Source organism: Cellulosimicrobium cellulans, from assembly GCF_006539945.1.
Taxonomy (GTDB): domain Bacteria; phylum Actinomycetota; class Actinomycetes; order Actinomycetales; family Cellulomonadaceae; genus Cellulosimicrobium; species Cellulosimicrobium cellulans.
The window spans coordinates 52,474-71,372 of sequence record NZ_BJNZ01000006.1 but is presented as its reverse complement, the minus strand read 5'-3'; the positions used below and the strand labels follow the sequence as shown (position 1 = coordinate 71,372).

The 18,899-nt window shown below is 72.1% G+C and carries 15 protein-coding genes and 1 pseudogene; 5 read left to right on the top strand and 11 right to left on the bottom strand.

Annotated features, from left to right (window positions below):
- Positions 1–97: 97 nt before the first annotated feature.
- On the top strand, positions 98–742 hold the full coding sequence (locus CCE02nite_RS06485; protein ID WP_218027042.1) for a zinc ribbon domain-containing protein: 645 nt from the start codon (positions 98–100) through the stop codon (positions 740–742).
- Positions 743–788: 46 nt separating this feature from the next.
- On the opposite strand, the gene CCE02nite_RS06480 is transcribed toward CCE02nite_RS06485, so the two are convergent.
- Positions 789–1,772 carry a hypothetical protein gene (locus CCE02nite_RS06480; RefSeq protein ID WP_141388851.1) on the bottom strand — a complete coding sequence of 328 codons (984 nt, stop codon included), beginning with the start codon at positions 1,770–1,772 and terminating at the stop codon, positions 789–791.
- Positions 1,773–1,779: 7 nt separating this feature from the next.
- Positions 1,780–4,140, bottom strand: a complete 2,361-nt coding sequence (locus tag CCE02nite_RS06475) for a S9 family peptidase (RefSeq protein ID WP_141388850.1) — start codon at positions 4,138–4,140, stop codon at positions 1,780–1,782.
- A gap of 73 nt (positions 4,141–4,213) precedes the next feature.
- Here CCE02nite_RS06475 and CCE02nite_RS06470 point away from each other — a divergent pair, with 73 nt between their 5' ends.
- Positions 4,214–5,041, top strand: coding sequence for a MerR family transcriptional regulator (locus CCE02nite_RS06470; protein ID WP_141388849.1), 828 nt, complete (start codon positions 4,214–4,216; stop codon positions 5,039–5,041).
- Between the two features lie 92 nt (positions 5,042–5,133).
- Here CCE02nite_RS06470 and CCE02nite_RS06465 read toward each other — a convergent pair whose 3' ends face one another.
- The 3 genes from CCE02nite_RS06465 to CCE02nite_RS06455 form a co-directional block, all read right to left on the bottom strand.
- Entirely contained in the window at positions 5,134–5,547 is a 414-nt protein-coding gene (locus tag CCE02nite_RS06465; RefSeq protein ID WP_141388848.1) for a PIN domain-containing protein, read from the bottom strand.
- A gap of 3 nt (positions 5,548–5,550) precedes the next feature.
- On the bottom strand, positions 5,551–5,895 hold the full coding sequence (locus tag CCE02nite_RS06460; protein ID WP_141388847.1) for a hypothetical protein: 345 nt from the start codon (positions 5,893–5,895) through the stop codon (positions 5,551–5,553).
- A 132-nt stretch (positions 5,896–6,027) separates the two neighbouring features.
- The gene (locus CCE02nite_RS06455) at positions 6,028–7,497 is read right to left on the bottom strand and encodes a DUF1254 domain-containing protein (RefSeq protein WP_141388846.1); all 1,470 of its coding nucleotides are present in this window, start codon (positions 7,495–7,497) and stop codon (positions 6,028–6,030) included.
- A gap of 140 nt (positions 7,498–7,637) precedes the next feature.
- On the opposite strand from CCE02nite_RS06455, the pseudogene CCE02nite_RS06450 reads away from it, so the two are divergent.
- Positions 7,638–8,306 (top strand): annotated as a pseudogene (locus CCE02nite_RS06450) (tyrosine-protein phosphatase); the annotation flags it as partial.
- 9 nt (positions 8,307–8,315) lie between these two features.
- Here the strand turns inward: CCE02nite_RS06450 and CCE02nite_RS06445 are convergent.
- From CCE02nite_RS06445 to CCE02nite_RS06425, 5 genes are all read right to left on the bottom strand, one after another.
- Complete coding sequence (locus tag CCE02nite_RS06445) at positions 8,316–10,016, bottom strand: cation:proton antiporter (protein WP_255318681.1); 1,701 nt, start codon at positions 10,014–10,016, stop codon at positions 8,316–8,318.
- 1 nt (position 10,017) lies between these two features.
- Positions 10,018–10,701: a GAP family protein gene (locus tag CCE02nite_RS06440; RefSeq protein WP_141388844.1), complete on the bottom strand. Its 684-nt coding sequence runs from the start codon at positions 10,699–10,701 to the stop codon at positions 10,018–10,020.
- A 51-nt stretch (positions 10,702–10,752) separates the two neighbouring features.
- Positions 10,753–11,490 carry a hypothetical protein gene (locus CCE02nite_RS06435; protein ID WP_218027041.1) on the bottom strand — a complete coding sequence of 246 codons (738 nt, stop codon included), beginning with the start codon at positions 11,488–11,490 and terminating at the stop codon, positions 10,753–10,755.
- Positions 11,491–11,582: 92 nt separating this feature from the next.
- Positions 11,583–12,992 (bottom strand): glutamate decarboxylase, encoded by a 1,410-nt coding sequence (gene gad / locus CCE02nite_RS06430; protein ID WP_141388843.1) that lies wholly within the window; start codon positions 12,990–12,992, stop codon positions 11,583–11,585.
- Between the two features lie 141 nt (positions 12,993–13,133).
- On the bottom strand, positions 13,134–14,324 hold the full coding sequence (locus CCE02nite_RS06425; protein ID WP_218027040.1) for a metal-dependent hydrolase family protein: 1,191 nt from the start codon (positions 14,322–14,324) through the stop codon (positions 13,134–13,136).
- 415 nt (positions 14,325–14,739) lie between these two features.
- Here CCE02nite_RS06425 and CCE02nite_RS06420 point away from each other — a divergent pair, with 415 nt between their 5' ends.
- On the top strand, positions 14,740–16,299 hold the full coding sequence (locus tag CCE02nite_RS06420; RefSeq protein WP_170227240.1) for a LuxR C-terminal-related transcriptional regulator: 1,560 nt from the start codon (positions 14,740–14,742) through the stop codon (positions 16,297–16,299).
- Positions 16,300–16,948: 649 nt separating this feature from the next.
- Here CCE02nite_RS06420 and CCE02nite_RS06410 read toward each other — a convergent pair.
- The gene (locus CCE02nite_RS06410) at positions 16,949–17,446 is read right to left on the bottom strand and encodes a DUF1269 domain-containing protein (RefSeq protein ID WP_141388840.1); all 498 of its coding nucleotides are present in this window, start codon (positions 17,444–17,446) and stop codon (positions 16,949–16,951) included.
- Positions 17,447–17,621: 175 nt separating this feature from the next.
- On the opposite strand from CCE02nite_RS06410, the gene CCE02nite_RS06405 reads away from it, so the two are divergent.
- Positions 17,622–18,896 (top strand): ion channel protein, encoded by a 1,275-nt coding sequence (locus CCE02nite_RS06405; protein ID WP_255318680.1) that lies wholly within the window; start codon positions 17,622–17,624, stop codon positions 18,894–18,896.
- The last annotated feature ends 3 nt before the right edge of the window (positions 18,897–18,899 follow it).

The window sequence follows — 18,899 nt, the reverse complement described above, 5'->3', positions numbered from 1 at the left end:
GGTAGCATCGCTGCGGTCACGGGATCCCCATGACCTTCCCCTCCCGCGGGCCTGGCCTGCGGGGACGCCGACACCCGAGCCTGCCGAGGTCCCTGCCATGAGCGCGCCCATCGCCTTCACCGACAACGTCCGCGACCTGTCGAACGCCGGTGGGTACCAGTTCGAGTTCCGGTGCGAGCGGTGCGGCAACGGCTACCGCTCGGCCTACCAGACGGACGTGGTCGCCAAGGGCAGCAGCCTCATCCAGGCGGCGGGCCGGTTCTTCGGCGGCAAGGTGGCCGACCTGTCGTACGCGGCGGGGTCGTGGGCCGCCGACCGGCAGACCAACTCGTCGGCGAAGGACAAGGCGCTCGACGCCGCCGTCGGCGAGGTCCGCGACGCGTTCCGCCAGTGCCACGGGTGCGGCGACTGGATGTGCCACGAGGTCTGCTGGAACGACGCCGTGGGGCAGTGCGTGCGCTGCTCGCCCCAGCAGGCGGAGGAGCTCGCCCAGCTCCAGGCCGAGGCCCGCCGCCACCAGCTCCAGGAGCAGCTCCGGACGACCGACCTGGTCGGCGGTACGGACCTGCGGACGCCGGTCGTCACGCAGTGCGCGTCGTGCTCGGCCAAGGTCGACGGCGGCAAGTTCTGCCCCGAGTGCGGCGAGCGCCTCGCGCAGGTCGCCGCGTGCCGCGAGTGCGGCACGCAGAACGCCGCGGGCGCGAGGTTCTGCGCCGAGTGCGGCAGCCCGCAGGCCGCCTGAACGCCGGCGGTCCGAGCCCAGGCCGTCCGGACCGAGGGCGGCGGGCTCAGCGGTCCGACGGCGTCCCGCCCCGCCGGTCCCGACGAGCCCCCTCGCGAGCCTCCCGCGCCTCGCGGTCCCGGCGCGCGCGGAGCACGGCCTCGCGGCGCTCCCCGATCTCGTCGCTCGTGAGGCTCGTCAGGCGGTCCTGCGCGACGCGCGACTCGGCACGCTCGGCCTCGACGGCGGCCCGGTGCTCGGCCGACTGCGGACGTGTCCGGACGACGCGCGGGTCGATCCGGTACCGGTCGCCGTGGCGCTCGAGACGCCGCTGCGCCGCCAGGCGTGCGCGCTCGCGATGGAACCGCCACGTCCAGGCCCGGCGCAGCGCGACCACGGACCAGAGCGCGAACGGGACCGCGGCGACCACGAGCCCGACCCGCCAGCCGGGCGGCAGCGCCGTCGACGCCCCGACACTCGCGAGCGCCCACGCGATCCCCGCCGGGACGGCGGGCCAGAACTCTCGGAGGTCGGGGTTCCACCCGCAGGCGGAGAAGCGCACCAGCGTGTCCGTGAGCCGCGAGCGCCGCTGCGGCTGGAGCGACATCGCCACCGGCCCGGGCACCGGCGGGCCGACCGTCGTCCCCGCCGCGACGTGGCTCGTGAAGGACAGCCGGTCGCCGCGGTACGACGGCCGCAGCGCCCGCCCGGCGTACACGAAGGACAGCGCCGCGAGCGGCCAGATCGCGCACGACAGGTACCAGGCGACCGGCCCGGCGAGCACCACGGCGATCGGCGCGATCACGGCGAGGCGCCCGAGCACGGCACCCGGTGACGCGACGAGCTCGGCCCACGGCTCCTGGTCGGCCGGCGGCTCGAACAGCCCGTACGCCGCGAGCGCGACGGAGAGCCCGACGACGAACAGCCCGATCGTCGTCCACACGAGCCCGATCGCGAGGTAGCCGACCGGGCGCAGCAGCAGCGCCGCCGTCCCCGGGGGCGTCGCGTCGCGCGAGGTCCGCGGGTCGGGCGCGGGCGCCGGGCCGCTCACCCGACCGTCACCGCGCCGCGAGCCCGAGCACGTCGAGCACCCAGGCGTCCTCGTACGCGACCTCGCGCCAGCCCTCGTACCGGCCCGAGACGCCGCCGTGCCCGGCGTGCATCTCGATCTTCAGCAGGGCGGGCGCCCCGGCGGCACGCAGGCGCGCGACCCACTTGGCCGGCTCGACGTAGAGCACGCGCGTGTCGTGGAGCGACGTCACGGCGAGGATCCGCGGGTAGTGGGCCGCGTCGTCGGGCACGTTCTCGTACGGCGTGTACGTGCGCATGTACCGGTAGACCTCGGGGTCGTGCAGGGGGTCGCCCCACTCGTCCCACTCGACGACGGTCAGTGGCAGGGAGGGGTCGAGGATCGACGTGAGCGCGTCGACGAACGGGACCTGCGCGAGCACGCCCGCGAACAGCTCGGGCGCGAGGTTGGTCACCGCGCCCATGAGCAGGCCGCCCGCGGAGCCGCCCTGCGCCACGAGGCGCTCGGGGCTCGTCCAGCCCGCGTCGACGAGGTGCCGCGCGACGGCGACGAAGTCGGTGAACGTGGTGCGCTTGGCGAGCGTCTTGCCCTCGTCGTACCAGCGGCGCCCCATCTCGCCGCCGCCGCGCACGTGCGCGACCGCGAACACGACCCCGCGGTCCAGCAGCGACAGGCGCGCGATCGAGAACCCCGGGTCGATGCTGATCTCGTACGACCCGTACCCGTAGAGCAGCAGCGGCGCGGGCTCCGCACCCGTGCCCGTCGCGTCGAGCCCGACGGCGTCGCGCCGCCACACGAGCGAGACCGGCACCTGGGTCCCGTCCTCAGCCGTGGCCCACTCGCGGCGCTGCACGTAGTCCGCGGCGTCGTACCCGCCGAGCACGGGCTGCTGCTTGAGCAGCGTGAGCTCGTCGGTCTCGACGCGCAGGTCGTACACGGTCGACGGCGTCACGAAGCTCGCGTACGACAGGCGGACGTTCGGCTGGTCCCACTCGGGGTTCCCGGCGAGCGCGGCGGTGTACAGGGGCTCGTCGAACGCGACCTCGTGCACGTGCCAGTGGTCGCCCGAGGGCGCCGGGGTGTCGCCCGTGCGGATCGGCGTCGGCAGGCCGACGGGGCGCGGCGGCTCGGCCGACGCGAGGTCGATCACCCCGACCCGCGACAACGCGTCGCGCCGGTAGGACACCACGAGGTGCCCGGCGAACGCGTCGACGCCCTCGAGCCGCGTCTCCGGGTCGTGCGGCACGACGACGGTCGCGTCGCCCGGCCCGACCGACCCGCCGCCCTCGGGCACGCCGGTCACGACGAGCTCGAAGTTCTCCGCGCCGTCGTTGTGCAGCACGAGCAGCACGTCTCGTCGCTCTCCCGCCGAACCCGACGTCGCTGTCGTCCTCGCCGCCTCTCCGCCGCTCTCCTCGTGCTCGACGGCGGGGAACCACGTGCTCGGCAGGACCGCGTGCTCGACCGTGTACTCGACGCCCTCGCGGCGCGGCCACACGACCCGGGGGTCACCGGTCGGGTCCGCGGCGTCGATCAGCCACGTCTCCGACGTGATCTTCGAGCCGACGTCGATCTGCACGAACCGCTGCGAGCGCGAGACGCCCACCCCGACCCAGTAGCGCTCGTCGGGCTCCTCGAACACCACGACGTCCTGCGTCGCCGGGGTACCCACCTCGTGGCGCCACACGCGCCAGGGTCGCCACGCGTCGTCGACCGTCGGGTAGAAGACGTACCGCCCGTCCGGGGAGAAGACGGCTCCCGGGAACGTCCCCGGGACCTCGTCGACGAGGTCCGTGCCCGTGTCCAGGTCGCGGATGCGCAGCGTGTACCGCTCGTCGCCGACGACGTCGACCGCGTACGCGAGCCGCGTCCCGTCGACCGACACGTCGAACGACCCGAGCGAGAAGAAGTCGTGCCCCTCGGCCTCGACGTTGTCGTCGAGCAGCACCTGCTCGCCCGGCACGGGCACGCCGGGCTCCAGCACGGGCGGAACCCAGGACGACGGCGCGTCGCTGCCGACGCTCGCGTCGATCGGCGCGCGCGCCCGGATCGGGTACTGCGAGCCCTCGACCGTGCGCGCGTAGTACCAGTGCGCGCCCTGGCGCACGGGCACGGACAGGTCGGTCTCGAGCGTGCGCGCCTTGATCTCCTCGAAGATCCGCTCGCGCAGCGGCTCGAGGTGCGCGAGCCGCGCCTCGGTGTACGCGTTCTCGGCCTCGAGGTGCGCGACGACCTCGGGCGACTCCTTCTCCCGCAGCCACTCGTAGTCGTCGTCCACGGTCTCCCCGTGGTGCGTGCGCGGCGCCGGGCGGCGCGGGGCGACGGGCGCCGGCGGCTCCTCCCGCTCCGCGGGGGTCGGCGTGGCGGTCTGCGTGAGGTCGTCAGGCATCTGGCCAGGGTAGTGCCGCCGGGCGACGCGCCGTCGCCGTGGCACGACGTGCGCCCGTCGTTACGCTCGACGCGTGACGCAGGAGCAGGGGGAGCGCCCGACGGCGGACACGCTCACGAGCGGCGAGATGGTGCGCGCGTCGGGGCTGTCCATCAAGGCGCTGCGGCTCTACGACGCCAACGGCCTGCTCGTCCCGGCCGGCGTCGACCCCCGCACGGGCTACCGCGCGTACGCGCCCGAGCAGGTGGAGCGGGCTCGCGCCCTGGCGCTGCTGCGCCGGATCGACGTGCCGCTCGCGCGCGTCCCGGAGGTGCTCGACGCCGACCCGCGCGACGTGCGCGACGTCCTCCTCGGCTGGTGGGACGAGCAGCAGCAGGCGCTCGCGGAGCAGCGCGCGACCGCCGAGGAGCTCGCGCGGCGGCTCGCCGTGCGGCGCGGCGACGCCGAGGTCCGGTGGCGCGAGGTCCCCGCGTGCACGGTCGCCACGATCACGTCGTCCACGACCCAGGCCGACCTCGTGCCCACGTTCAGCGCCGACCTGCTGACGATCCGGGCGCATCTCGCCGCGGCCGGCGCGGAGGCGGGCGCCGCGCACTGGGTGATCTACCACTCGCCCGTCGGACGCGACGTCCCCGGTCGCGTCGAGGCGTGCGTCCCGTACCGCGGGGCGGTCGTCCCCGCGGGGCCGGTCGTGCTCCGCGAGGACCCGGCCCGCACGGAGGCGTACGTCGAGGTCCCCTCGCGCGACTGCCGCTTCCCGCAGATCGTCGGGTACCTCGACGCGCTGCGCGTCGGGACCGGGCTGGCGCACGCCACGTCGCGCGAGGTGTACGCCGTCCCGTGGTCCGACGAGCCGGACGCGATCGTCGCGGAGGTCGCGCTCGCCGTCGGGCTGCCATGAGGGTGTCCATCTCGTCGCGAACCTGCGCGTCGCGTCGTCCAACGACCGGGTGCAGACGAGAGAGTCGGTCGTCGGGAGGGCCTGGTCCTCGGTCAGAGCGAGCCGCGAGGGACGACCCACTCCTGCTGGAACCCCTGGATGGAGGCGGCGATGTGGTCGCTGAAGTCGGAGTCGTAGTGCAGCACGGTGAGACGGTGCCGGTAGGCGTATGCCGCGATCATCACGTCGACGGGACCAACCGACCGCAGCTTGCCGTGTGTCGCCAACGCGCGCTGGATGTCCTCGCAGGTGTCGTTGAGGTCGTCAGCGGGCTCGAGGTACACCCCGACGGCGTCGAGGAACTGCTGCTGCTTGTCGAAGTCCTCCTGGGACGTGGCCGAGTAGAGGAACTCCAGACGCTGGGGCGTGACCGTGTAGATCACGTCGGTCAGGGCCTCCACTGCCTGCCGAACCTCGGGGACCTTGATCCGACCCCACACCGAGTTGTCGACGATGTAGCCGGCCACGCCTCACACAGTCCGTCCGACGGGTCGAAACTGGGTGACCTCCGCGAGGTCGGAGACGTCCAGGTCGTCGAGCATCGACAGCGCCTTGCGCTGAGCGTGGACTCGCTCCTCGCGCGTCTCCTCCTCGTCGACGGCGTTCTGGATGAGATCGATGACCATCTCTTGGTTGGACTTGTAGCCGAGGAGCTTCTTGGCCCGGGCCAACGCCTGCGGGTTCGCGCGCACCACCGTGGGCTTGGCCTCACCGGCCCGCAGGTCGACATGACCTCGCGTGGCGGTCTTCGAGACAGTCCTGACCGTCGTCGCCCCGTCCGGGGCGTCGGCCTTGCGCTGTTTCGCCATGCTCATGATCGGCTCCCCTCGACACCGCCTCCAGGATATCAGATCGGAGCTGATCGATATCGCGGATGCTCGGCCACGCCGGCCCGGGCCCGGGGCGGCCGACCCAGCGCCGGACGCGTGTGTCGTGCTGCGCGGGTGTCAGTCCTCGACCAGCTCCAGGTCCCCCGGGAGCCACGTGCGGTCGAACCACGGCTCGAGCGGCCCGTAGAGGCGCAGCATGGGGAACCACGACCTGCCCGGGACGGTCCCGACCCAGTTGGACTCGCGTCCCGCCGGGGGCACCGGGCCGAACCACAGCACGGTGCTGCCGTCCTCCTCCGTCGCGACCGTCCCGCTCAGGCTCAGGAGACTCGGGTACGGGTCGTCGGTCTGGAGCAGCGACCGGGTCTGGGTGTCGTAGAGGTCCACCGACCAGAAGTTCTTCGCGGGCGGGTTCGGGGGGAGCACGAGCCGGTACGTGCGCGCGCCGTCGAGGATGCGGCCCTGCGCGTCGTGGGCCGTGTAGGCGTAGGCGGACCCGGCCCCGACCTGGGCGTGCGCCATCGCCGGCGTGATGACGGTGGCGAAGAAGTGGAACTGCGCGCGCGCGTCGAGCAGGCGCGCCCCGTCGGCGAGGAACTCGTACGACCCCCCGAGGAACGCCTGGAGCCAGCTCGACCCGGGCGCGACCCGCGCCTCGGGATCGCGCGGCGAGTAGACCAGCGCGCGGCTGATCGCCGCCCCCGCCCGTGCCGCCGTGTCGAGCGTCGCGCGCAGCTCCGGGCTCGGGGCGAACGCACGCCCGGGCACGATGCCGACGGCGCGCAGCAGCCCGGCGCGCTCGGGGTCGAGCGCGCTCGTCGGCTCCTCCGCGACGATCTCGGCGACCTCGTCGAAGAACGAGGCGTCGTTGGCGTGGACGGTGTTCACGCGCGTGCCCGCGATGTTGACGAACTCGGTCGGGGGCGGGTCCCCCGCGTCGGCGAGCGGGTAGATCCGCGTCTCCTTCATCGCCGGCACGCCGCCCAGCGCGCGCAGCACGACCCAGTTGGTGAACGTCGGCGTCCGGTAGACGAAGTAGCCGTCCGGGACCTCGCCGTCGTAGCCGGGCGGGAGGAACAGGTAGCGACCGCCCTCGCCGCGGTCCGGACCCGCGATGCCCATGTCGGCGACGTAGCGGAACCAGAAGTCGTCCACCACGCACAGCGAGCTCTTGGGGGGCTCGATGACGAGCGGGCCCGTCTCGCGAAGGTCGACGAAGAGCGACCCGTACGTGGTCGCCGTGTTCGGCGTGAGGAAGATGCCGCCCGAGTCGGCCCGCGGGTCGGTGTAGCCGACCTGGTTCGAGCGGAGGAGGCCGAGCTCGCGGAACCCGCGCCGCATCGCCACGAGCGACGCACCGGGCATCGTGCTGAGGAACGCCTCCACGCCGCGCAGGAAGTCCAGCGAGTCGTAGAGCCGCTCGACGGACTCCGGGGTCGGCACCCCGTCGACCAGGTCGAACCGCCCGAGCGGGGTGTCCACCGGGGAGGGCGTGCTCACCGCGGCGACCGCAGCGGCCAGGGCGTCGTCCCCGGCGCTCGTCGCCGTGCTCTCGTCGGGGCTCGACCCGGTGCTCGCGTCGGACATGGCTCAGGCTCCTCCGTCGATCGGTGCACGGCACGCGCGCTCGACGCCGAGCGGCTGCGCCGACCGTAGGCCGCGGGCCACCGCACCGCCACCGGAAGGAGGCTTGACCCTGCCCCTGGGGCGGGCCCGAGGGCCTCACCGACCAGGGAGTCGCCCAGCTCGCCGCGACCGAGATCGGTGTGGTCGCGGACCTCCGCACCTCCGCCGAACGCGAGGCCGCGCCCGACCGGCTGCCGAGCACGAGGCCGTTCGACACGGTCCGGCTGGCGATCGCCCAGGGGGCCGTCGGCGAGCAGATCGGTGCCTTGGTGGACCCGACGGGTGCGCCGTCGTCGGACGACGTCCGTGCGGGCGTCGAGGCGTTGCCGGCACTGGGCGACCTCTACGTCTGGATGCTTCAGCGGTCCGCCGCGGCGTTCGCCGAGGTCGCGCGCATCGTCGCGGCCTCGCACGACGGCGCTCCCACGGCAGTGGTCGTCCACTGCACCGCCGGCAAGGACAGGACCGGCGTGGCCGTCGCGCTGCTCCTCGACGCCGTGGGGGTCGAGCGCACGGCGACCGTCGACGACTACGCGGAGTCCCAGCGTCATCTCGCCGGTCCGTGGGCGGACGGCATGATCCACATGATCGAGTCGCTCGGCATCACCGTCACGCCGCAGCTGCGGACGCTGGCCACCGGGACGCCCCCGTCCGCGATCCAGCAGGCGCTCGCGTGGGTCGGCGCCAGCGGCGGGAGCGCGGAGTACCTGATGTCGGGCGGTCTCACGCCTCGCGAGCTGAGCACCGTCCGGCGACGCCTCGCTGGGTGAGGTTCTTCGTCACTCGCCGCCGGCGAGGTGGAGCCGCAGCGTGATCTCGTACGCGTCGAGCTCGTCGAAGACGTACTGCGCGGCACCGCTGTCGTACTGTCCGGAGGACGTGAGGCCGCGCAGGCGCTCTCTCATGATGCCGACCAGCGCCAGCTCGAACTCGAGCGCGTCGGGACCGGCGTCGTGCCGAGCACGACCTATCTCGAAGAACCACGGCCGCGACGACTGGTAGAGCTCCGGCGGGAACGCCGTCGAGTCGGGGCGTGCCACCGTGCGACGAGCGACGGCTCGCTCGGCCACGTCGTGCAGGTCGGCATGGATGAGGCGCACGTCGTCGGGCGCGTCGCGGTCGGCGCCCGGACCGCTGAGCCGACGGACGAGAGCCGGCAGGGTGAGACCTTGGAGCATCAGGCTCCCGGCCGCCACGAGGAACGCGATGAAGACCAGCAGGTCCCGTGCCGGGGTCTGCTCCGGGAGCGTCTGGGCCGCCGCGAGGGTCACCACGCCCCGCATGCCCGCCCAGACGACGATGGTGCTGTCCTTCCTCGTCAACGGCGCCGCTTCGTAGTAGTCGATGTCGTTGCGCAGGCGACGGATGGACTCCGGTGCGCTCGCGTTCCGTCGCTCGCCGAGGACCACCAGTGGTCGAGGTGGATCGTCTCCGTCGCGCAACGCCTTCTCCCGTGCGGCGAGGCGCTTGTCGACCGACCTGCGGACCCGCACGTTGTGCAGGCCGAGCATCGGGAACACGTAGGCGGCGCGGATGCCCGTCAGGATGACGAGCGCGGCCGGCGCGATCCACAGCGCACGCAGCAGGTGCGCCCCGTCGGCGTCGCCGTGGGAGACGATCCCGTAGAGCTCGAGGCCCATCGCCAGGAAGACCGCGCCCTCGAGGACGAACTCGACCGTCCGCCAGTTGAGCTTGTCGGAGATCCGCTGCTCCGGCGTCAGCCAGCGCGTCGCACCGCGTCCGCAGACGATCCCGGCGGCGACCGCGGCGACGACGCCCGAGCCACCGAGCGCCTCGGTCGGAAGGTAGGCCAGGTAGGGCACGGTCAGTCCCAGCGCGGTGTTGGCGGTCGCACTCTGCGTCCAGGCCCGCACCCGCAGCGCGATCGCGCCGACCCCGGCCCCGACGACGACCGCGGACAGCACCGCCCAGGCGAACGAGCCGGCCGTACCGAGCACGGAGAATCCCACCGCGGCCGCGGCGATCGCCGTCCGCAGGGTCACGAGGGCCGTGGCGTCGTTGAGCAGGCTCTCCCCCTCGAGCACCGCGAGCACGCGGCGCGGCGCCCCCTGCTCCTTGACGATCGAGGTGGCGACCGCGTCCGTCGGGCTCAGGATCGCCCCGAGGGCGATGCCGAGGCCGAGTCCCAGGCCGGGGACCGCCCAGGCGAAGAAGACTCCCAGCACGAGCGCGCTGACGATCACGAGGACGACGGCGAGCCCCCCGATCGCGGTCGAGTCCCGGCGGAACTCGATCCGGGGCGCCGCGACGGCGGCGGAGTACAGGAGCGGAGGCAGCACCCCGACGAGGATCAGGTTCGGCTCGACCGAGATCGGAGGGATCGCGGGGACGTAGCTGACCGCGACGCCGGTGCCCACGAGGACGAGCGGGCCGGCGACGCCGACCTTCCGGGCGAGCACGGTGACGACGACGACGAGGACGACCGCGGAAAGGACGACCAGCAGCATCTCGGTCGACACGTCACGGCCCTCCGGCGGTCGTCAGGTCGGAGACGCCGGAGCCGACCAGCTTGGTCCCCAGGATCACGAACAGCACCGTCATGATGACCGCGTGGTTCGCGACGAGCCAGTCCCGCGGCGCGGCGAGCTTCTTCTCGACCTGGCCCGGGGCGACGACGCTGAGCACCCACGGGACCGCCACCGCCGTCACGCCGAGGAGCCCGAAGACGAGGATCACCGCGACGACCTCGGCCACGGCGAGCGAGGCCTGCGAGATCCGACCGCCGGCGGCGACGAGCAGCGGCAGGTCCTTGGGCGACAGCGGACCGGAGATGAGCACGCCGACGAGGAAAGCCTTCATCAGCGTGAGCTGGTCCAGGCTCTCCATCCACTTCGGTGTCTCCGTCGACGACCGCTTCCGCCACTGCACGACCGCGAGCGCGACGAGCGCCAGCCCGAGCGCGATCTCCAGGGCGTCGACGGCGTAGTGCGGTTCGGAACCTGCCTCGTCCGTCCCGCTCGATCGCCCCAGGAGCACGAGCAGACCGATGAACACGATCGCGAACGTGTAGCAGCCGAGCACGAACGCCGTGCCGTTGGTGCGCCCCTTGCCGGACGTGGCCATGAGGATGACCGCGACGATCGCGAGCGGGCTGATCGCCACGGCGACACCGATCGTCAACAGGTCTGCGAGAACTGTGAGCACGTGCCCGTCCCGGGGTCGGTCGAGCTGTGGAGGTCGCGCCGGCCACCCGGCTCAGTCGCGGTCCGACGGTCCCGGCCCCGGGCTCCTTTCCCGCCCCACGGCGGCGCCGGCGACGTCGGACGCGCGCTGGCGGCTCCACCACGGCAGGACGACGAGCGACGCGACGAAGAAGCAGAGTGCACCCACGAACGTCCCGCCGTTCGCGAGCGAGCTGCTGATCGCCGACCCGCCCGGGAGGACGAACGCCCCGACCGCGGAGACCGCGAACGCCGCGCACCCGACGAAGTTGACGACCACCGACCACCATCCGATCCGCCGCGGGTCCCACCACGTCGCGCCCCCGCGTACGTACGCGACGAACGCGAGGTTGGCGCTCACGAGGAACGCCAGAGACCCCGCCGCGTCCGGGTTCCAGACGTACTCCGTCTCGGCGTGGCGCGACCGCGCGTACAGGGCGGCGGTGGTGCTGACGTTGAACATGATCGTGCCGAAGGACTGGGTGGCCGCGGTCAGCCACTCGGCCCGCACCATGCGCCCGGGCGCGTAGCGCACGGGGACGCTCACCGCCCCGCTGAGGAGGAGCTGTGCGAACCCGGCCGCGGTGAAGAAGAGCGCCCCGACGAAGTAGAGGAGGTTCGCGACCGACGACCCGGCCCACGATTCGAACCCCGGTGCCGAGCCGACCGCGAACAGCGACGAACCGATCATGAACCCCCAGCACTGCTTCGTCAGGGTCGGGACCAGGAACGGCCGTGGTCGGACGGGCGCGGTGATGATCGCTTCGCTCATGGTGACGGTTCCCTCGGTGGGCCGGTGGGACGGGTGGACGGGACGGCCGCGGGGCGAGGGCGGTGAGACCGCCCTCGCCCCGCGGTGCCGGCTCAGTGGTGGAAGTGCGACCCGCTCGAGGCCTCTCGCGGGAGCGGCGCGTCGAGCGCGTCGAGGAACTGGACCTCACCCTTGATGTCGGACAGGAGCGCCGAGGCCAGGTCACGGCTGAGCCCGACCTTGACCACGATGCGCTGCAGGACGACGTCTGCCATGTCGTCCGCCATCGGGTACGCCGGGACGAGCCAGCCCTTCATCCGGAGCCGGTCGGCAAGGTCGTACAGGGTCCACTTGTCCGTGTAGCCGTCCTTGAGCACCCAGGCGAACACCGGGATGGTGTCGCCCTTGCTCATGAGCTCGAACGGTCCGATGTCGGCGATCCCGCTCGAGAGGTAGGTGGCGACGTCGATGGAGTTCTGCTGGATCTCCCGATAGCCCTCCCGACCGAGGCGCAGGAACTGGTAGTACTGCAGCAGGACCTGCGCCCCCGGCCGGGAGAAGTTCAGCGCGAGCGTCGGCATGTCCCCGCCGAGGTAGCTGACGTGGAAGACCATGCTCTCGGGGAGCACCGCGGTGCTGCGCCAGACCACCCATCCGACGCCGGGGTACACCAGGCCGTACTTGTGACCGGACGTGCTGATCGAGTTCACGCGGTCGATCTGGAAGTCCCAGCCGAGGTCCGGTTGGCAGAACGGAGCCACCATGGCTCCGGAGGCCCCGTCGACGTGGATCTTGACGTCGAACCCGGTCTTCGCTTCGATCTCGTCGAGCTTCTTCGCGATCGCCTCGACCGGGTCGTAGAGCCCGGTGAAGGTCTGGCCCAGGATGGCGACCACGCCGATCGTGTTCTCGTCCACGTAGTCCTCGAGGTCGTAGCCGTCGAGGACCAGGTGGTCGGGCGAGACGGGGACGTAGCGAGGTTCGACGTCCCAGTAGTTGCAGAACTTCTCCCAGACGACCTGCACCGCGGCAGACATGATGAGGTTCGGCCGCTCGGTCGACTTCCCTTCAGCCCTGCGCTTCTCCTGCCAGAGCCGCTTGAGCGCGAGCCCGCCGAGCATGCACGCCTCGGACGAGCCGATCGCGGAGGTCCCGATCGTGTCCGTGGGGTCGGGCACGTGCCAGAGGTCCGCGAGGATCCGCCAGCAGCGGTCCTCGATCGCGGCCGTCGCCGGGTACTCGTCCTTGTCGATCATGTTCTTGTCGGCCGACTCGCTGTAGAGCTTGAGCGCGTGGTCGTCCATCCAGGTGGACACGAACGTCGCCAGGTTCAGGCGAGAGTTCCCGTCGAGGATCGCCTCGTCGTGCACGATCTGGTATGCCGTCTCGGGAAGGCTCGGCCCCCCGGGCATCTTGAACTTGTCGAGCTCCGTCGCCTCACCGGGCCGCACGAAGACCGGGTTGATGCTCAGCGTCGGGTCGATGTTCGTCGTCTGGCGAGCCTTCGTGGTGTTGACGGTCATTCTGTCCTCCTGGTGCTCGGGTGGGGTAGGTCGGTCGTGGCTCTGACAGGGGTTCCCACCGGAATGCCCACGACCCCGGCTTCCGCTCCGTCGTCGGTCACCGCGGCACGAGAGATTTCGCCGAGATCACCTCCGACAAGGTCAGAGCGTGTTCTTGACGACCTCTCCTCCCTTGACGATGAGCTTGAAGTTGGTGTCGGGGTCGGCGATCACGGAAAGGTCGGTGAGAGGGTCGCCATCGACCAGGACGAGGTCGGCCCAGGCGCCCTCGGCAATGACGCCCAGCCTTCCTGCTCGGTACGTGTTGCGTTCCCCCGCGAGCTCGAACAGCTCCGCATTCCCGGACGTCAGCATCCTCAGCGCCTCGACGTTGCTGTAGAACTCGCTCATGCGCGCCGCCATGACGCTCTGCCGGGCCGCCGACTGCGGCTCGAGGAGCAGGTCGGTGCCCCACGCGGTCTTGACGCCGTACTGCTTCGCCCACTCGTACACCTGATCGGTGCCCGTGCAGATCTGCGCGTTCTTCGCGGCGCGCGCCGGGTCGGGATAGTGGTGGTCCGGCTCCGCGAACGGCTGCATCGAGAGCCACGTCCCGGTCTCCCCGATGTGCCGGACCGTGGCCTCGTCGGCCAGGTGACCGTGCTCGATCGATCGCACGCCGGCATCGATCGCACGCCGGATGCCGTCCACCGTGTACACGTGCGTGGCGACGTAGGTCCCGTAGTCGGACGCTGCCTGCACGGCGGCGCGGATCTCCTCCGGGGTGTACTGCAACGTGCTCAGCGGGTCGTACATCGAGGCCGCTCCGCCGCCGAGCGTGAGCTTGATCTGGCTCGCTCCCTGCCGCAGCTGCTCGCGCACCGCGGCGAGGACGTGAGGCACCCCGTTGGCGACGCGCGTGAAGTGGAGGTCGTCGGTACGGCTCGGTCGGCCGCCGAACTCCTGGGGCACGTCGTAGACGAACGCGAAGTCCGCGTGCCCGGACGTCTGCGAGATCATCGCCTGGCTCGGGAAGATGCGCGGCCCCTCGAAGACGCCACGGTCGATGAGCGCCTTCACCGGCGCCGTGTCCCCACCCATGTCGCGCACCGTCGTGAACCCGCGCAGGAGCATGCGTCTCGCCTCCGCGATGGTGTTGCCGTACAAGGTGCCGGTCGGTCCTTGGACGAAATCCATCATGGTGTTGGCGTTGCCCATGAGGTGCGCGTGGGCGTCGCTCATGCCGGGCATGAGGAACCTTGCCCCGCCGTCGATCTCGATGACGCCGTCGGTCTCGTGGCCTCCGACGGGCGACGACGAGACCGCGACGACGTGCTGGCCCTCGACCAGCACGTCCGCATTGTCGAGCGTCTTCTCGCTCAGACCGTCGAAAACTCGGACATTCCGAATAATCATTCTCTGGGATGCCGCCGTGGATACGCTCATGCCGCGATGCTAACCAGCACCACTTGCACACCCGACGTCGAATCTGCAATTTCCCCCGACCTCTCACACGCGGCACCCCCCGGTCTTTCACCCGCGCTTTCACCCGGTATTTTGTTATTTGGGCATGCTGACCTGCTGCTCCCGTGGTACGACTGAGTTCAGATTGACCGATCTGCGGCTCCGAGCTGCCGACCTGGAGGTTCTGACAAACGATGTCGAACGACGTTCGCGACAGCGAGTGGAGTGGTCCGCCCAGGGGTGCCGTGGTCCGGGGGGGCCGACCCACGACAGCACCGGTCACCGGCGCGCAGCAGGGAGCCCCGTGAACCTCAACGACCCGGTCGCGGCGGTCAGGGCGCTCGAACAGGCGGTCGCATCCGGCTCGCCAGAGACGGTCGCGGCGACAGCGATGACGAATCTCTGGCCGCTCTACAGCGCGCACTACGACCTGCTCGTGCGGACGATCGAAGGGCTGCCGGCCACGACGGTCGAGCGGTACCTCGCGCTCCGCATCGTCCACCCGATGACGCCCCTCCTCGCCCGGACGCACCGCCCGTTCAAGCCGCTCATCGATCCCGACGAGGCACGAACTCTGAGTGCGGAGGAGTTCGACTGCCTCGCCATGGCGCAGATGCTCGCGTTCCGCCTCAGCGGAGACGTCGCGGCAGCGGTGGTGTGCGCTCAGCGCCTCTGCGACCGGCTCGCGAACGCCGATGCCGAGTGGCACCAACGGACCGACGGGCCCCTCTGGTTCGCGCACGCCCAGATCGGCTCGACGTACCTCCTTGCCGGCGACTCCCGTCGGGCACTCGTGGAGTTCGCAACCGCCCGAGAGCTCGCTCGGCACTCCATCCAGCCGGATGCGGAGCGGTTCACCCTGAGCAGGCTCGCCCTCGCCCACGCGCTGCGCGGATCCCTCGACGACGCACGGACGACGCTCGACGAGGGCTCAGGCAAGCCTGGCCCCACCCCGGCGCACGAGAGGTCGACGCAGGCGGCCGAGGCCACCGCCGAGGCTCTCGTCGCCGTCGACAGGATGAGCGCGGACATGGAGCTGCGGCTCGCGGAGCTCGAGCCCTACCACAGCGTGGAGATGACGTGGCCCTTCGCGCTCCTCGCCCGTGCACGCGCGCTCGTCGCCCAGCACAGGCCGAGCGAGGCGATCGAGGTGACTGAGCTCGCTCAGGAGTCGCACCCGCGTCAGCACGGTTCGATCGCGAACGACATCGTCGCAGCGGTGTCGATCGAGGCGATGCTCGCGATGGGCGACGAGGCCACCGCGCGCCGCCTGGCCGAGGACCGGGTCCGCTGTGGCCCGATGACCAGGCTCGCCGCCGTCCGGGTGGACCTGCACCTCGGCCGGCTCGACACAGCGACGAAGACGCTGCGGCGGCTCGCCGGCGACTCGCCGCTCGGGCCACGTCTGCGTGCCGAGCACCTCGTGCTCTCGGCATGGCTCGAGCTGGCGCACAACGGGAGGGTCAGCCACCACACAGCACTGGCCGTCGCTCGTACCGCGAGCACGGGCGACATCCGCCGGCTGATCGCGTCAACGCCTCGGCAGCTCGTCGAAGCGGTCCGTGGCCGCCTGGGCGAACGGTCGGCGCTCCAGTTCGACCGATCGGTCGACGGCCTCGAGCTGCGCGACGTGCCCAACCGGTCGGCACTGACCGGGAGCGAGCTGCGCGTGCTGTACGCGCTCCCGCTCCATCGCACCGTCGCCGATCTGGCAGCCCAGTTCCACGTCTCGCCGAACACGATCAAGTCACAGCTCAAGTCCCTCTACCGCAAGCTCGGATGCTCGACGAGGAACGAGGCGATAGAGCTCAGCGCGCTCTTCTTCACGAGTGCGTCCGACGACAGCGGGCTCAGAACGTCCTGACGGCGTCGGCGGCACATCGCTCGCCGTCGGGCTCGGCCGCGACGGGTCCGTCTGACCAACGGTGGGTGGGTCTCGGCCTGGACATGCCGAGCCGGCGACCGCGCGGGGGCCTGAGGACCGGGGAGACCAGCGCGCACCTCGCCGAGGTCTACGGCGCGTCGGTCTCCAAGGACACCGTCTCCGACGTACGCATCGCGGTCCGCGACGGCCTCGAGGGCCCGCCCGACGCGATCACCACCGTGCGGGAGCTCAAGCCGATGCACACCGCGGTCGACACCGAGCAGGCGCAGGGAGCGAGGTCATGCCGTTCGTGGACCACGACGTCGAGATCCGTAGGTTCCTCTGCACCGACCGCGTTCGTCGTCACCTTCGAGGGGCGCATCAGCCCTCGAGCAGCCGAGGAGCGCCGTGACCCGTCCGTCGGACAGACCCGAAGCCGACTGGTCGATCAAGACCGGTAGGGCCGACCACGCCGATCAGAAGGCCGGGACCGGCGGTGGCGGTCGGCCTTCCGAGCACCGCGACGAGGACGGGCGGCACTCGCGGTGGCGTGCCGCCCGTCGCGCGGGTCGGTGGATCTCGCGGCCGCCGGCGGCACGACGGCGGCACGCACCGCGGCGGGCGTCTCACCCGCGAGCCCTGGTCAGGCTCAGGCGTTCTCGTCGAAGGCCGCGCGGAGCTTGGCCTCCTCGTCCGCGGAGAGGTTCGTCTGGATGAGCTCGCCGTGGACGCCCTCGGCCTGGAGCGCGTCGTGCACGCGGTCGATCACGGCACCCGACGTCAGCACGAACAGCGCCGACGTGCCCGGCGTGACCTTGCTGCGCACGGAGTCGATGAAGTCGTCGTCGATGCCGACGTCGGTCAGCGCGCCCGCGATCGCGCCGGACGCCGCGCCGATGGCCGCGCCGAGCAGCGGGACGAAGAAGAGGAGGCCGAACAGCAGGCCCCAGAACGTGCCGCCGAGCGCCCCGACCGCCGTCGTGCTGGTGCCCTGCCGCGTCTTCGGCTTCTTCTTGCCCTCCTCCCAGGACACGACCGCCGCGTCCTGGACCTGGATGAGCTCCTGCTTCTGGAGCGCGAGCAGCGCGTCCTCGGCGCGCTGCGCCCCCTCGGGGGTGTCGAACTTCCACACGGTGAGCGTTGCCACGGCAGACCTCTCGTTCCGGCTCGTACGTTCGGCGGGAGCGCGACGCTGCGCCCCGGGACGCGTCGAACGTATCCCCGGGTGCCGGGTCGCGCGCGTCGAGCATGGCACCGATCCACGCCCCGCGGACGCCGGGGCTCCGGATGCAGCCCCGGCCCCACCGTGGTTCTCTTCCCGTGTGTCCGACACGCCGGCTACCGCCCTCACGACGAGGCGCCTCCTGCGGTCCGTGGTCCCGGCACTCGTCGTCGGGGTCGTCAGCGCGCTCACGCTCCTCGCGCTCTCGGAGCTCGCCGGCTGGATCCAGCACCTGGTGTGGGACCGGCTGCCCGAGGCCTGGGGCGTCACGACGACGCGCACCTGGTGGACGGTCCTCGTGCTCACCCTCACCGGCGTGCTCGTGGGCGCCACCGTGCGCTGGGCGCCGGGGCACGCCGGCGTCGACCCGGCCACCACGGAGCTCGTCTCCGCCCCGCTCCCGCTCCGGGCCCTGCCAGGTCTCGCGCTCGCGCTCGTCCTGGGCCTCGCCGGAGGGGTGAGCCTCGGGCCCGAGAACCCGATCATCGCCCTCAACGTCGCGCTCGCCGCGTGGTTCCTGTGCCGCCCGCGGTTCGGCGTCCCCGTCACGGGCGCGGTCGCGCTCGCGATGGCCGGCACCATCGGCGCGATGTTCGCGACGCCCGTCGCCGCCGCGCTCGTGCTCACGGAGAGCTTCGCCGAGCGCGGGGACCGGAGCGGCCCGCTGTTCGACCGGCTGTTCGCCCCCCTGGGCGCTGCCGGGGCGGGCGCCGTCACCATGACGGCGTTCGGCGCCCCGACGTTCGCGATCTCGCTCCCGGACTACCCGGGCCCCGCCCTCGGAGACGTCCTGAGCACGGCGGTGATCGCCACCGTCGCGGCCCTGGTCACGCTCCTCGCGGTGCTCGCGTTCACGCCCGTGCACGCCCTGTTCCACCGCTTCCGCAGCCCGGTGCTGGCGCTCGGGATCGGCGGCCTCGTGCTGGGCCTGCTCGGCGTCCTGGGCGGGCCCCTCACCCTCTTCAAGGGCCTCGAGCAGATGAAGGAGCTCGCCGACCAGGCCGACACCCTCGCCTGGTCCGCGATCCTCCTCATGGCCGTCGTCAAGCTCGTCGCGCTCGTCGTCGCCGCGGGCGCCGGCTTCCGCGGAGGCCGCATCTTCCCCGCGGTCTTCGTCGGCGTGGCCCTGGGGCTCTCGGCCACCGGGCTCGTCCCCGCGGTGCCCCCCGCGGTCGCCGTCGCCGCCGGCGTGCTGGGAGCCGTCCTGGTGGTGGCCCGCGACGGCTGGCTCGCCCTGTTCATGGCGGCCGTGACCGTCGGCGACGTCCACCTGCTCCCGGTGCTGTGCGTGGCCGTCCTCCCGCTGTGGCTCGTCGTCCGCTCGATGCCGCCGATGCGCGTCGCCGTCCCCGCGGGCAGGCCCGAGTACGGCTGAGGC

Excerpts from the sequence above, each read along its gene's own strand:
- CCE02nite_RS06485 (WP_218027042.1), top strand. The coding sequence starts at position 98 with ATGAGCGCGCCCATCGCCTTCACCGACAACGTCCGCGACCTGTCGAAC.
- CCE02nite_RS06475 (WP_141388850.1), bottom strand. The coding sequence starts at position 4,140 with ATGCCTGACGACCTCACGCAGACCGCCACGCCGACCCCCGCGGAGCGG.
- CCE02nite_RS06460 (WP_141388847.1), bottom strand. The coding sequence starts at position 5,895 with ATGAGCATGGCGAAACAGCGCAAGGCCGACGCCCCGGACGGGGCGACG.
- CCE02nite_RS06455 (WP_141388846.1), bottom strand. The coding sequence starts at position 7,497 with ATGTCCGACGCGAGCACCGGGTCGAGCCCCGACGAGAGCACGGCGACG.
- CCE02nite_RS06435 (WP_218027041.1), bottom strand. The coding sequence starts at position 11,490 with ATGAGCGAAGCGATCATCACCGCGCCCGTCCGACCACGGCCGTTCCTG.
- gad (WP_141388843.1), bottom strand. The coding sequence starts at position 12,992 with ATGACCGTCAACACCACGAAGGCTCGCCAGACGACGAACATCGACCCG.